The sequence below is a fragment of the Bdellovibrio sp. NC01 genome, from assembly GCF_006874625.1.
GTDB lineage: Bacteria > Bdellovibrionota > Bdellovibrionia > Bdellovibrionales > Bdellovibrionaceae > Bdellovibrio.
The window spans coordinates 1,175,918-1,190,163 of record NZ_CP030034.1; the positions used below are offsets into that span (position 1 = coordinate 1,175,918).

General features: G+C 44.9%; 13 protein-coding genes. 7 read left to right on the forward strand and 6 right to left on the reverse strand.

All coding sequences use genetic code 11. The features are described 5' to 3' along the window. Window positions 1-65 precede the first annotated feature (65 nt). The 5 genes from DOE51_RS05665 (at window position 66) to DOE51_RS05685 (ending at window position 5,244) form a co-directional block, all read left to right on the forward strand. Window positions 66-1,271 carry a S41 family peptidase gene (locus tag DOE51_RS05665; RefSeq protein ID WP_142695593.1) on the forward strand — a complete coding sequence of 402 codons (1,206 nt, stop codon included), beginning with the start codon at window positions 66-68 and terminating at the stop codon, window positions 1,269-1,271. A 173-nt stretch (window positions 1,272-1,444) separates the two neighbouring features. Continuing rightward, on the forward strand, window positions 1,445-2,059 hold the full coding sequence (locus DOE51_RS05670; RefSeq protein WP_142695594.1) for a hypothetical protein: 615 nt from the start codon (window positions 1,445-1,447) through the stop codon (window positions 2,057-2,059). Between the two features lie 39 nt (window positions 2,060-2,098). Then, a complete protein-coding gene (locus DOE51_RS05675) occupies window positions 2,099-3,304 on the forward strand; it encodes an RDD family protein (RefSeq protein ID WP_142695595.1) in 1,206 nt (401 codons plus the stop codon). Next, window positions 3,304-4,248, forward strand: coding sequence for a rhomboid family intramembrane serine protease (locus tag DOE51_RS05680; RefSeq protein WP_142695596.1), 945 nt, complete (start codon window positions 3,304-3,306; stop codon window positions 4,246-4,248). The genes DOE51_RS05675 and DOE51_RS05680 overlap by 1 nt, the downstream gene beginning before the upstream one ends. A gap of 108 nt (window positions 4,249-4,356) precedes the next feature. Further along, the gene (locus DOE51_RS05685) at window positions 4,357-5,244 is read left to right on the forward strand and encodes an endonuclease I family protein (protein WP_142695597.1); all 888 of its coding nucleotides are present in this window, start codon (window positions 4,357-4,359) and stop codon (window positions 5,242-5,244) included. Between the two features lie 169 nt (window positions 5,245-5,413). On the opposite strand, the gene DOE51_RS05690 is transcribed toward DOE51_RS05685, so the two are convergent. The 6 genes from DOE51_RS05690 to DOE51_RS05715 form a co-directional block, all read right to left on the reverse strand. Continuing rightward, window positions 5,414-5,968: a transposase gene (locus DOE51_RS05690; protein WP_142695598.1), complete on the reverse strand. Its 555-nt coding sequence runs from the start codon at window positions 5,966-5,968 to the stop codon at window positions 5,414-5,416. A 349-nt stretch (window positions 5,969-6,317) separates the two neighbouring features. Then, window positions 6,318-6,749 carry a hypothetical protein gene (locus DOE51_RS05695; protein WP_142695599.1) on the reverse strand — a complete coding sequence of 144 codons (432 nt, stop codon included), beginning with the start codon at window positions 6,747-6,749 and terminating at the stop codon, window positions 6,318-6,320. Between the two features lie 126 nt (window positions 6,750-6,875). After that, complete coding sequence (locus DOE51_RS05700; RefSeq protein WP_142695600.1) at window positions 6,876-7,319, reverse strand: hypothetical protein; 444 nt, start codon at window positions 7,317-7,319, stop codon at window positions 6,876-6,878. A 439-nt stretch (window positions 7,320-7,758) separates the two neighbouring features. Next, complete coding sequence (locus DOE51_RS05705) at window positions 7,759-10,707, reverse strand: proline dehydrogenase family protein (RefSeq protein WP_142695601.1); 2,949 nt, start codon at window positions 10,705-10,707, stop codon at window positions 7,759-7,761. Window positions 10,708-10,804: 97 nt separating this feature from the next. Then, complete coding sequence (locus DOE51_RS05710; RefSeq protein WP_142695602.1) at window positions 10,805-11,392, reverse strand: fumarylacetoacetate hydrolase family protein; 588 nt, start codon at window positions 11,390-11,392, stop codon at window positions 10,805-10,807. Further along, window positions 11,389-11,880, reverse strand: coding sequence for a phosphoglycerate mutase family protein (locus DOE51_RS05715; RefSeq protein WP_142695603.1), 492 nt, complete (start codon window positions 11,878-11,880; stop codon window positions 11,389-11,391). Before DOE51_RS05715 ends, DOE51_RS05710 begins: the two co-directional genes overlap by 4 nt. A gap of 73 nt (window positions 11,881-11,953) precedes the next feature. Between DOE51_RS05715 and DOE51_RS05720 the strand changes: the two genes are divergently transcribed. Further along, entirely contained in the window at window positions 11,954-12,865 is a 912-nt protein-coding gene (locus DOE51_RS05720) for an Hsp33 family molecular chaperone HslO (protein ID WP_142695604.1), read from the forward strand. A gap of 128 nt (window positions 12,866-12,993) precedes the next feature. Beyond that, window positions 12,994-14,211 (forward strand): HAMP domain-containing sensor histidine kinase, encoded by a 1,218-nt coding sequence (locus DOE51_RS05725; RefSeq protein WP_142695605.1) that lies wholly within the window; start codon window positions 12,994-12,996, stop codon window positions 14,209-14,211. Window positions 14,212-14,246: the final 35 nt, after the last annotated feature.

Genomic DNA, 14,246 nt, shown 5'->3' on the forward strand with positions numbered 1-14,246 from the left:
AAAAATGGACTTCGCAAGAAGTCCATTTTTGTTTTTAGATTCTGTAGTAGAATGTAAAGACCAAGATGCAAAAGCTATCCGCCATCCTCTTTACTTTGGTATGTGCCGCGGGCGCATTTTATTTCGCGATTCAAAAGTCATTCGTGAATCCGTATCCTATTGTCTGCCGCTTTGTCGCAGAAAAAATCTATCTGACTGACGATAAGATCAAAGACTGGAAGCAAACGTGTTTGCATCGCGCTCGTTTGGTCACGCCCTTTTCGGCAAAAAATCTGATCATCAAAGATCTGAATAATATGTTCGATGTTTTGCAGGTTTCGCATTTGGAAATCTATGATGCCAAAGAAGTGCAAAACATCTGGCAAGGAGAATCAACAGACACCGGCATTGAAGGTGACTTCGTTGATAGTGAGTTCGTTATTTTTAAAATCCATCCTCAGTCACCGGCTGCTAAAGCGGGATTAAAAAAAGGCGACGTCGTTAAAAGTCTGAATGGCGGGCAACCCAGCTCCTGGACGGTGGCTGGTGAGTCAGGCCACTACAAAATCTTGCGTGGAACAGAAGAACTGCTCGTTGATGTACAGCCGGGTAGTTTTCATCGTGACGACAGTCCGTCGATAGAGCAAATCAAAGAAGTAACACTTATGCGAATCCCTTCCTTCCGCGGTGATTTTTTTGAAACGGAAGCGATGCAAAAGTATGCACAGAAATTAAAAGGATCACGTGATGTGATTTTGGATCTGCGTGGCAATGCTGGCGGCAATTTCGTTGCGGGCCTGCGTTTGTTGTCGCTGTTTATTTGTGAACCCACGACCGTGGGCAAGCTTGTGAAAACACGCGCGCCGATGTCAACAAAAGCAGATCTGCCAAATCTTTTGAAAGACGAAGATCAGTTGCAGGTGCTTGAACACAATAAAGTCGTTGCTCTTAAAACATTTAAAAACAGTGACTGCTTTAAAGGACGCGTGAAAGTTTTGGTCGACGGAAAAAGTTCTTCCGTGGCTGAGATGGTAGCGCAAGCATTCAAAGAAATTAAACACAGCTCTTTGCAGGGGGCTCCTTCGCGAGGTCAGTTGTTAGTAGGTGTGTGGTACCCATTGGATGAAATTGCACCGGGTGTCCAGATCTCTGTGCCCGAAGCTTACTACGAAAGCGCTGCAGGACATCGCATCGAAGGCCAGGGTGTACAGGTTGATAAGATCTTGTATTATCATTTGCCGCAAATGCAGGCGGGGATTGACTCTTGGGTTGATCAATTGCTGCGGAACTAGAGGCAAGTCCAGCTGACTTTTTGTGTTTCAACATGAGATACTCAGATTGAAACGTCTATCGTCTTTTGTACGACTGTAAATGCCTTTTACGACGAGAAATAATATATTAGAAATAATGCCGGCATACTCCTGGCAATGACAATTTATGACGATAACATTGCGAGGGAGATCAAATGGGGAACGCTAAGGTGATTGAATTTCCGAAAGAAAAATCTTTGAGAAAAAGATTGCAAGACAAAGCGCAAGAGCAAAAAGCTGCTTTGATTCTTTCCATCGCATCAATTCTTCTAATGACTGTTTTCGTAAATCAATGGTTGGTCGACAACGATCATCATTCATTGGCAGCAGGCGGTACTCGTAACGTAGCGAGCTTTGAACCTGCGGTATTTGCACGCGATGTAAAATGGGAACATGAACTAGCAAAACGCTTAAATGGTGAAACAGCTTTTGCTGCAAACTTGGCAGAGCGCCCAACTGTTCGCGATGAATTGGTATTTGGTTACCTTGAAGGTAAATACGGCATGAAGTTGGCGAAAGGCCGCATTCAAAGCCTTGAATTCATCGATGCCCAAGCCGGTGAACAACCAATGGCTATTAAAGATGAAGCTCAGTTCTTGAAAAAATATGCAGATGCTTTCGGCGTACAATACTCTGAAGTATCCGCTACAGAGAGCAGCAATCTTGAACACGTTTTCAATCTGATCGACTCTTCCAAGACTATCGTAGGGCAAGCGCACTTCAGCTTGGACGATCAAGGTCGAGTTCAGTCCCTTCGCTTTACACAATAGTCGCTTTAGTCTTTTCTGTTTCAAGCCGATACAATCTGTATGTTATTTCCAGATTTATCGGCTCCAGAAATTTGTAGCAAAAAAATCGATACGTCGAAACCAGCGATCGCTTTCGTAGCCGATCGCTTTTTGGCTTTGGTGCTAGATTTTTTAATCATGTCACCGATTGTAAGCCTCTTCCTTGCGGGCTTAATTAAAAAAACCAAAACATATTTCCTATTAGATGGCCAATCTCCTGAAGGTTTTGTTTCAGGCGTGATTGTGTTTATCGTTGGTGCTGTTCTGATCATGTTATTGCAGTCGGTCTTCATGTACTTCTGGCAGGCGACACCGGGGCAGTTCTTTATGCAAATGCGTGTGGTATCGTATCCGCACGCGCGTGCACGCCTGAGTTTTTCGCAATGCCTTTTGCGTTCGTTTTGTTTCAGTTTAAATTTCGTGGCTTTGGGAATTCCATTCTTGGAAGTTCTAAGTCATCCGCTGCGTCGTGCTTTTCACGAAAGAGCTTCCGACACATTGGTGATTACTTTGAAGAAAGAAGCCGACGACGGTCCTTTCGAATTAGAAGAAAGATTTATCTCGTCATGGTTGCGCATGAGCTTCATCATCTTTGCGATGGTGGGGGCCGTGGCACTTGCGAAAATGTATTATTCGATGCATGACGGCTCTTACAAGTCAGCGGCTGTCGTCGGTGGACAATGTAAAGAGATTGCCGATGCAGAGCTACATGGCACGGCACGTTTGGATGCGGCTTTAGCTTTATTCATGTTGAATGAAGTTTCTGAGGAATGCTTGCGCAAAGAAGCCGAAGCTTCGTTGTGGGGTGATCCTGTGAATTCGCAAGATATGGCTTATCTGGCGAAGTACTTGGTTTCTGATAAAGCGGAACAAGAAGAGTATTTTAAATTGATTTGTAAAGACATCTCATCAAGTGCCTGTGTGATTGCTTCTTATATGAGTGAAGGCGGCGATGAGGGTGTGCTTGGCAATGCCGATCAAAAACTTTTGGTGACACAGGTTTTGATGATGGAAGAAAAATTCAATGCCCATCAGTACGTGGCAAGTCTTGAAGCCATTGAGAAATTGCAAAAAGTGACGGCGATGCGTTCGGCGATGGATAAAAAATATGTGCGCTCGATCTGGGCGATGAAAGAATCTCTAACTCGTAAATCGGGTCGTGTGCCAGCCAGTGCGGACTCTGCAACTTGGATTGAAGAATTCAAAGACAAGTACGGGTTGCAATAATGATTTTACCTAATCCTGCGAATATCAAAGATTATACGCGTTTCCCACTGACGATTACGTTGGTGTTGTTAAATGTGTTTATCTTCATTTTGATTTTCAGCGGGAATCAATCGGCGATCTCTAACAATAATCTTTTGCAAGAAGATGGCTTGGCGTTATCAGGTCGCATTTATTATCAGTATCTGCAAAAATTATCTTCGAAAGATTTGTTTCGAAAGCCGGAGTGGGTGCATGCAATGCGCTCTGATAATTCGGATCAGATGACGGTGTTGGGTTCGTATGCTTTACGTGATGCTGATTTTTTGAATGTCGCAGAAAAACTTTCCTATCGCGGTGACCAAGTGCAAATCGCTTCTTGGAAAACCGACATGCATGATTTTAGAAAACAATATTCAGAGCAGTTGTTGTTCCGCTTTGGTTTAAGCTCTTTGGAAAAAGGGCCGCTGTCGTGGTTAACATATCAGTTTTCGCATTCTACGTGGTTGCATCTGGCTTCGAACTTGATGTTCTTAGTTGTGATTGGTGCTGCCGTTGAATCATTGGCAGGCAGTTTTGTTTTGTTGTTAGTGTATGTGATTGGTGGACTTGCGGGGGGCTTAGGCTTTTTACTTTCGCAAAGTTCAGGCACGGTTCCTATGGTGGGGGCGAGTGCTTCGATCAGTGCGCTTTTAGCATTTTACTGTGTGGCAGAGCTGCGTAGTCGTGTGCGCTTTTTCTATTTTGTGTCTCCTATGCCGGGCCATCATGGCTCGATTTATCTGCCGACTTTCATGATTTTTCCTCTTTTTCTATTAGTAGACCTGGCTAATCTTTGGTCAACACCAGAGGGGCTTGGAAGTGGTGTCGCCTATGCCGCGCACTTGGGTGGCACTTTATTTGGTTTATTGGGCGGTTATGCCTACCGAATGGGCGCAAAATCTCACACTGTCTTAACTAAATACTAAAAGTGAATTTTCTATATACCCATTGACAGAAAATGGTCCTTCGCCGACATTACGTCTCGGAAAAAGAGGCTGAACGTCACCCCCAAAACTCAGAAATGGCGGACCAGAATGATGCTATCTAAGCTCATTAAGTCAGTGATTGTAACGACAACTTTGTTATTCATCGGTGTTGCGCACGCGCAGCAGGTATCGCAAACAATTCCTTACTACGGTGAAGAATTTTATCGCGATTTAAAATCGGGTGCCTCTAACGACGCTCTTATCTTAAGAATCAAAACAGTTCTTCGCAGTTATCATCTGGTGCAAGCAAACGCCTTGGATAAAATCGTTACTTCGTGTGAAGACGGTCAGCGTGGTTGTTACGCTCACCATGCCATCGGTTACAACGCGGCTCGCGTATGGTTGATGGGTGGTTACTACTTGAAACAAGATGGTAACAACGGTTACGCCGTATGGGACGTTTACTGCAATGAATACCGCGGTCGTAACGAATTCCGTGGTGGCTTCCCAGGCCCAGGTTCGATTCCAAAAAATACAGTTGTGAACGTAGAGCACACATGGCCACAAAGCCGTTTCAACCGTAAATTCCCAGATGATTTGCAAAAATCTGATTTGCACCATTTGTTCCCAGCAGATGCAAAATTGAACGGTGTGCGTGGTAACAACTGGTTTGGTGAAGTCGAAAAAGACACTGTGTTCTTCGAAAAATGCCCAGATTCAGGTTCTCGCTACGGTATCGGTTCAGCAGGCACGGATGATATCTTTGAGCCACCAATGGCTCACAAAGGTCACGTAGCTCGTGCGTTGTTCTACTTCGCTCTTCGTTATGATCTGCACATCGATCAAGAAGAAGAAGCCATCTTGAAAAAGTGGAACCGCGAACACCCTGTTGACGAGGACGAAGCTAGAAGAAACAACGAAATCTTCAAAGCTCAAGGCAACAGAAATCCGTTCGTAGATTATCCAGAACTTGCAGAAAAAATCTCAGACTTCTAGGAACAGTGCTATCAGCGCCAACTGCTTCGTTGCTTCGCCGGCGCTGTACTTATAGTACAGCTTTCTCCTCGCGCCTCGCATTTGACGCCGCTATCACTGTTCTTCAAGACAATATGAATTCCAAAAAGCCGCAGAAGATGCGGCTTTTTTATTTGGTGCCTGCCGTCTTTTAGCTGCTGTCTGCGAAGGATTTGGTTAAAAGAAGTCCGTTTGTCGGAATGATCTTTAATGATTCTAGGAAATTCAAAGTAACATAATCTTTCGCGAGGCGGTAAGTGGGCTCGCGGTCGACTAAGCTTGTGAAGGGGCGGAAGTCCCAGAAACGGGTTTGGTTTCCGCGGGTGCGGTTGGCCCCTGTCAATTTTAAGGCGATGGCCCCTGTCAGCGCGCGGATGAAGTTGGCGTAGGCGGCCTTGCGCTTAATCTTGATAATCAGATGTAGATGATCGCTACCGTTAGCATAGTGGCGCAGCTTAATGCCGAATCGTTGAGCATATTCAGAACATAATTTTTCAATGCGCTTGCGATTCTTGGGATGCTGAAAAGCGAGTGATCCCTTGGCTTGCGACGATCGCAAAACCACATGGACCGATCTTTTGGTACTAAGCGGACGACGCGTTCGGTAGCGCGCTTTGCGCAATAAAATTCCACCAAAAGCTTGTGAAGCCTTTAAGCGGGGATCGTCAATCGCAATGTCCTTGCGGCTTTCCGCGTAGCTTTTCATGAACGATGGTATAGTAAAGGTGTTTAAGGAATGCAAGTAAGTTAGCGAAATGTTTCGCGTTGAGTGATTTTTCGAGGCTTACTTTAAGTGTTGTCGTAAGAGTGCGAGGACGTGATGGACGTGAGCGGCGTAAAATCCAAATGCAGGAATTTTAAAATAATGAAAAAAAATGAAATTACTCTCTTGCAATATGCCTAACTGCATGTTGAGATTGTTTTTACGGGAGGGGTGATACCAAGGATGGTGTTCGGGAGCATGATGTTCTCACCTCTATTTTTTGATTTAAATTAAAAAGGCCAGCGATAAGCTGGCCTTTTTCTTTTTCAAAGCAGTGAGTTTTAAAAAACGCTTAGCGCGCCTTGCTTGCGTAGAAGTGCAAGATCCCGTCGCTGACGATCATATCCAAGCGATCACCATTGGCACTTGCAAATGGAATTTCCACCGAACCTTTATCGTTTAGCCCCAGCTCTTGAAGTGGGATATGGGCTTCAATTTTCTTATCGTTATAACGAACAAGATCTGATGGAAGTAAACGGAACTGGCAACGAGCTGTGCTGACATCGCGAACGCAGCTCATGTTGAAGCTTTTGTCTTTAGAAACAAGCTGCACATCTTGTTTAGCGCCTAAGTACTTAAGCCATTGTTGCAAACGACTTTGCACCCCACCTTGAGTGATCATCACTACAGTTTTTTGCGGAGTATAGAACACACCCAGAGCATCGTTAGCGGCTACAGCGGGAAGAGTTGTAAGGGCAATAAGAAGCGAAAATAGAAGTTTCATAAGGGTGCTCCAGCAAGAGGGGCACCATACAAAAGGAACTAAGCCAGCACAACAAATTCTCTAGAAAATTTCATCTGGCTTACGGTTGTGGCACTCTCAAAAGTGAAAGTGCCCAGCGCTCAAATGCTAGAACTCACTAGGAGCAGCGACTTCCAAAACTTTTTCGTAGATATTGGGATCGCGACCTGCAAATAGAACCATTGATTCGTTGATCAAGGTATTATCAAGCACATAAGCCTTTGTGTTGAATAAGATGCCGCGAATACTATCCTTGTGACCCCACTGACTCCAGAACGGCTCGTAACACTCAAGAGAATCAGATACCGTTTCGACAAAATCCTTCACAGTGATTTCAGGAGTCGAAGCCACTTTAGCGATCAAAGCAACTTGCTTGTCATTCAGCGCAGAACAATAAAGCTTCTTTCCCTCAGCAGCACGTTGCTCGTTCAACTCAGCAATATGGGCATTTGTGGCAGCCACAAATCCTTGAGTAAATTCCTCAACCGACTGAGCCGCACCAGCAGACAATCCCGCCATCATCATAAACGCAAAAACCAAAAGACTTTTCATATGGTCGTCCATTCAAAGAAAAAATAAAAAGATGTAACGACAGAGCTAATACAATTCCCACGCCAACCACCAGTTCAAGCTATTGAAAGTACAGGCAGATACTGTCAAATTCCTAAACAGCGAATTTGGAAAAATCACCAAGATCTTGTTCTTAGAAATTCAAATAAATCCATAATTTTGGTTTATGAAATAAGCCCATCCTAGAAGAAAACTCATCACGCAGTTGCAGATCTTGAAGAATAAATTTTAAAGAAAATCACGAAGGCAAGAATTGGGGCTCAAGGGAGGAGAAAGCCTCTGCGGAGAGACCTCCGTCGGCGCCTGGATGGCGCGAACCGCCGAAGGCGGCGACGGTAGAGCCTGGATGGCGTGTCTCGTAGAAGAGGCTTTCTCCTCCCTTGAGCCACAATCCTCGCTCTACCGCGAGCTAACTTAAAAACTACTCTTCAAGAGGAGCAAAACCGCGACGAAGAGTGTTCTCTGTCACGCAGATTGGTTCCATGTATTGTTTCAAGTAATCCACACCGCCAGTTTTTGAACCAACGCCTGACATTTTGAAACCACCGAATGGGTGACGATCAACCATCGCACCTGTGATGCCGCGGTTGACGTACAAGTTACCAACTTCGAACTCTTCTTTCACACGTGCGATATTCGCAGGTGAACGAGAGAACAAGCCGCCAGTCAAAGCGTACTCTGTGCTATTTGCGATTTCCAAAGCTTGATCCAAATCTTTAGCGCGGATCACAGCAACAACTGGTCCGAAGATTTCTTGTTGAGCCAATTTAGAATCGCCCGGAACATCACCGAAGATTGCTGCTGGAGCGAAGTAACCTGTTGTTGGTGCATTTGCTTTGAACAACAACTTATGATTTTTCTCGGCCTCTGCAATTGTGCCCAAGATGCGCTCGTAAGATTCTTTATCTACAACCGGACCCATGTAAGCTTTTGGATTTTCAGCAGACAAGATCTCGATAGATTTTGCAGATTCAACCATACGATCAACGAAACGATCGTAAACTTCATCAAGCACGATCACGCGGCTAGCAGCAGAACATTTTTGACCGCTGAAACCGAATGCCGAGTAAAGAACGCCATCAACTGCTTCGTCCAAGTCCGCATCGTTATCGATGATCACAGCGTTTTTACCGCCCATCTCGATGATACAACGCTTAACATGTGTCTGACCTGGTTGAACCAAAGATGCTTTGTTCAAGATGTGAAGGCCCACAGCTTTTGAACCAGTGAATGCGATTGTCGTCGTGAATTTGTGGTTCACGATGTATTCACCAACTTCTTCACCGAAACCTGGTAAGAAATTGATCACGCCATCTGGGAAGCCAGCTTCTTTGATCATTTTCATCAAGCCCCAGCCAACAACCGAAGATTGTTCTGCAGGTTTCATCACCACAGTGTTTCCAGTCACAGCCGCAGCTGTCACCATGCCGGCCAGGATCGCCAATGGGAAGTTCCATGGAGCAATAACCGCCGTCACACCACGTGATTTGTAGATGTATTGAGACAACTCACCAGGTAAAGCGCCTTGGCGAAGTGGGTTTGCTAATTCGCGCATGTGGCGAGCGTAGTAACGACAGAAGTCGATCGCTTCACCGATGTCACCATCAGCTTCAGCCCACGGTTTACCAACTTCAATAACTTGAGTTGCGATAAGTTTGAATTTATCGCGAGCCATGATGTCAGCTAATTTATCAACAAGTTCTGCGCGTTTTGCGGCTGGAACTGTTTTCCAAGTTTTGAAAGCAGTTTGTGCCGCTTGCATAGCTTGTTCAGCTTGTTCGATCGTCGCCATTTGGATTTTACCAACAACTTGATCAGCTTGTGATGGATTCACACGCTCAAAAACTTTTCCAGAAGTTTGCTCTTTGCCGTTGATCATCACTGGTACTGTGACTGGCAATGTTGCTTTGAATTCAGCGATCGCTTTTTGCATTTTTTCGCGGTCCGCTTTGATCGCGAAATCCAAAAGCGGTTCATTGTAGAAGCGACCTGGTTTTTTCGCGATGATCGGTGATGTTGGAGTCAATCCTTGTGCAGGATCTTTCAACAACTCGGCCGTTGTTTTGTTGTCAGCGAATTTACCGCGCAACCAAGATTCATTCGAAGAGTTTTCAAGCAAACGACGCACAAGGTACGCCATACCCGGGATCAATTCACCCACTGGAGCGTATTCGCGCATACGGTAGCCCATATCCACGATTGTTTTCTTAATTGGTTCAGCCATTCCGTAAAGCATTTGGAATTCCAAAGCCTCTTTCGGGATGTTCAATTTTTCTGCATACAACATACACGCCGCAATTGTTCTTACGTTGTGAGACGCAAAAGCAGGGCGGATGTATTTGATGTTTTCAAGCAAGTACTTCGCGCACACTTCGTAGTTCGCGTCAGACTCTGCTTTGTTTGTGTAAACTGGAACTGGCCAGCCACGTTGTTCAGCTTCGATAGTTTCGTAATCCCAGTAAGCGCCTTTAACCAGACGTACCCAGAATGGAGTGCCACGCTCTTGCGCGAACTTCGTCAAAGACTTGATGTCATCCAAAGAGTCACGAAGATAAGCTTGGATAACGATACCGAAGAATTTGTAGTTTTTGAATTCTGGTTCGTTGATCAATTCTGTGTAAGCTTCAACAGTCAAATGTTTGACTGAGTATTGCTCCATATCCAAGTTTACGAACACGCCTTTTTGCATACCCAAACGGAAGATCGGGCGCATACGGTCTTTCAAAACTTTTTTAGTATCTTCCCATGCAGCATCTTTGATTTGTGAATAAAGAGCCGTCATTTTTACAGAGATATTTACTTTTGGAAGAGCACCTTCGTGATCGCGATCGATCTGTGGAACTTCATCCCATTTCTCTGCATCTTTTGCGAGCCAGTTGATAAGTTCGATACATTTGTTGCCGTACTCTTGTCCTTCTTTTTCAGACAAAGTCGCTTCACCCAAAATATCGACTGTGAAAGTCATTTTGTTTTTGCGCGCTTTTTTCAAAACCGGAAGGGCGTCGTCTGGAGTTTCACCAGTGATGAACATTTGCGCCATACCGATGACGTTTTTCTTAATCGCACCAGCCATCAAGCCTGGAGCCAAAGAACCCAAACCAAGACCGACGTTGAATACAGGAGGAAGTTTGCCGCCATCTTCAGAGAAATATTCTTTCAAGTGACGAGCCACTTCATCACCAGAGTTGATTGACGGAAGCACGTCAACGAAGCGGAACATGTTTGTTTTGAATTTTTCGTTTTTCATGCTCCATTCCATGATGGAGCCGTACCAGAAATCTTTTGAGAAGATGGAAGCCTTCGATTGGCTTTCCATGCGTTTTAGAATCTCTTCACCACGTGCAACGATTTGCGTTTGAATATCGCTCATGCTGTCCCTCTAGGCCCTTCAGCCCGAATTCATTTTGAAATGTGATTTCGGGGTGAATATTCACTCTAGTGGAACAGAATTTCAAGCGTTTTGGCGGTTATTTTACGCTCCATTTGTGAGTGATTTTGCCCACAATTTCTGCCTCGACCGTATCGCCGCTTTTGAGGGGGCCCACGCCGGCTGGAGTGCCCGTCAGAAGCAGGTCTCCTGGCATCACGGGGAAGTGCTGACGCACGAAGTCTATAAGCTTTTCCAGAGTAAAAATCATCTGGTTGGTGTTGCCTTGCTGCTTCACTTGGCCGTTGACCTTAAAAATGAGCTCTAAGTTCTTTAAATCCTCAAGATCCGCTACAGGAAAAAATGAGGAAAGCGGGCAGGCTTCTTTGAAACTTTTGGCTAAAGTCCAAGGTGAACCCTTAGCTTTTAGTTCGGCTTGCTTCGTTCTTTCCGTCAAATCTAGGGCGATACAGGCTTCATCAATTTGCAGATTTTCATCAAATTGCAGAGCAAGTTCCATCTCGTGATGAATGTCTTTGCCCCATTCCGGCAAATGAATTTCTTTTGCAGCAAGGGTTGCACAACTTCCTGCTTTTAAAAATACCAATGGAGAGGTTGGAACTTCATTGCCAAGTTCTTTGGCGTGATCAGCGTAATTACGACCGACAGCCCAGATATTTTGAATCATGTTGGAATCCTTTTTAGCTCGATGAAATTAAAAATTCCGTCAGCAGTGACTTCAAAACCCATATGCTGACATGGAGACCACTGCGAATATTCGTAAGCAGAATAATCGGTATCACTTGGAATAACGGCCAGGGCTTCAACAACCCAATCGTAATGTGAACACATAAAGATCACGCCATTTTGTGAGGAAGCTGCGGCCTCCAAACAGTTTTTTACGCGGCGACGGAAATCAACAAGCGTTTCGTCGTGAGTTTGTTCTAGCAACGCCTCTTGTTCTTGGAGTGGAATTTTTAATTCCTGCGCCAGAGGACGGAAGGTGCTGTGCGTGCGTTTACGAGGAGAAACCCAGAGCTGCGTAGGTGTGGGAAGTTCATTTTTTAGAACTTTGTCCAGCAGCTTTTGCGCCTGGTTATGGCCTTCTGGGGTCAGATCTGGATCCCCAGAGAAATCGACGGCTTTTTGAGCATGACGAAAGATGTAGATCTTCATGTTTCACTCGTGACAAGTTGAAGTGGCTTTGTTACTTTCGGCTTTTATTTTCCACGAGAATGGGGAGTTTGTCATGGCTAAAGAACAAACGAAAGAAAGAGTTCATCGCTTCGTTTCAAAAGATCTTACGCTGCGAATTGCAGCGGTTGATGCAACGTCTGTAGTTGCTCACATGCAGGATCTTCAGAAGACAGCTCCTATTCCAACAGTTGCCGTCGGCCGCAGTATGGTGGGCGCGTTGTTGATGGCGTCAAATCTTAAAGACGGTCAGCAAGTGGGCCTTTTGTTTAAAGGCAGTGGTCCTTTGCAAAGCGTATATGCGGAAGCAGGTTACAATGGTCAAGTGCGTGGTTACACGCCAAATCCTACTTATCAACCTGCGAACTATGACAAAGGCTTGAGCTTGAAAGATGCGATGGGTATCGGTCTTTTGACAGTAGCTCGTCATCAACCTTTCCAAAAACAACCTTTCCACGGAACGGTTGAAATGGTGAGTGGTGAAGTGGGTGACGATATCGCTCACTACTTGAACCAATCGCACCAAATTCGCTCGGTGGTTTCATTGGGTGTTTATCTTGATACCAATGGTAAAGTGGCGAAAGCGGGTGGCGTGATCATCGAAGTTATGCCTGGTGTTGATGAAGCGGTTGTAGATCGCATTCAGCAAAACTATGAAAAGAATCGTCCGAATATTTCAAAAATGTTGATGGATGGCGCGCAACCTGTAGATCTTGTGAAACCCTTCATGGAAGGTATTGAGTTCGAAGAGCTTGAGCATGATCAATCGCTTGAATACTTCTGCCCATGCACGAAAGATCGTGTTGTGCGCGCGCTCGAAACTTTGGGTGAAGCGGAACTGCAAGATATGATCGATAAAAAAGAAGAAGTGCACGTGACTTGCCAAGTTTGTGGTAAGCCGTACAACGTGACGATTCCTGAAGTCGAAGCAATCAAGAAGCACCTTCACAAAGAATCAATGCACTAGTTCTGTTTTTTACCGACGTCTCATTCTGAGACGTCGAGCCCTTCATGGCATTTGTCTAAACGCTTTACGCTCTAAACAACTAGGTTCTTGCCCAGCCCTGGAGTGGAACTTGCTCTGTAAAGTGGTAGATGAAACCACTTTTCGTAAACCTATTAAAACGCAGCAGTTGGCCTTGGTTGGCAGTCTTTACGGCTGTCTTGGTGGCTATTGCGGGTTTGAGTTTTAGTTATGAGGTTTACCGCGCACGCAATTCCGTGACTCAGTACTTTTCGATCTGGGAAGAGGACATTGCGCAATCTTTGCTTGTTAAAAAAGACAATTCCTTACTGCAAAAAATCTTAGGTCAACTTCGTGATGTCGACAGTGCAGTTGCCACTGTGCAAGTGAACCCGACGGAAGCGACAAAAAATCTTTGTGTCTTTAATAACGAAGTACCAATTACGTTATTTTCGCTACCTGCGGGTCGCGTGAATGTTTGTTACAGCTCGGCGGATTTGGCGTGGAAGTCTTTCACGTCGCCGATTTTTATGTTGGGTTTATTCTTAGGATTATTGTTCCTCTTCTTCGGTTCACGTCGCGAGCTTTTAAACAAATTAAAAGCGCAAGAACTGCAAGCAGAGTTATCTCTGAATAAAGAAATTTCGACAATGTCTCGTCAGGTCGCGCACGACATTCGTGGACCATTGATGGCGTTAACGACTTTAAGCAAATTGTCCCACGAGATGAGCGAAGATAAGAAAGAACTTTTAGGTCTGGCGGTATCGCGTATCAACGGGATTGCTGAAGATCTTCTTTCTAAGGGTAAAGAGCGTTTGAAGGATCGTAATTCAGATGTAGCAGAGGCGAGTACTGAATTCGCGGTGACTGCTTCTTTGGCGGCTCAATCTGACCTTATTTCAATCAGTGAAAAAATTCTTAAAGAATATCGTTTTTCTCACGCGAATATCGAATTCGTGTGGCACCAACATGTGAAGGCGTCCCAAGTCATGGTGTCTTTGCCAGAAGTGAAAGTGCAAAGAATCTTAGCGAATATTTTGAATAATTCGATCGAAGCAGCCCCAGAAAAAGAGGCGCAAATCAGTTTATCATTGTTAGAACGTGATGACTGTTGGTTGCTGCAAATTATGGATAACGGCTGCGGAATTCCGGAAGACGTTTTACCAAAATTAATGTCGGAAGGTATGAGCTTTGGAAAAGAAAATGGCAATGGCTTAGGTTTGTTTGATGCTAGAAAAGCGCTGCAAGCTATCGGTGGCGATTTGCAATTGCGCTCGAGAGTGGCAGTAGGAACGCAAGTTCTTTTGATTTTTCCTAAGAACGCGCAATCCGTAAAACGCAGCTCTTAAATAAATCCAAAATACCGTTATTCCCTTCGTAGAGA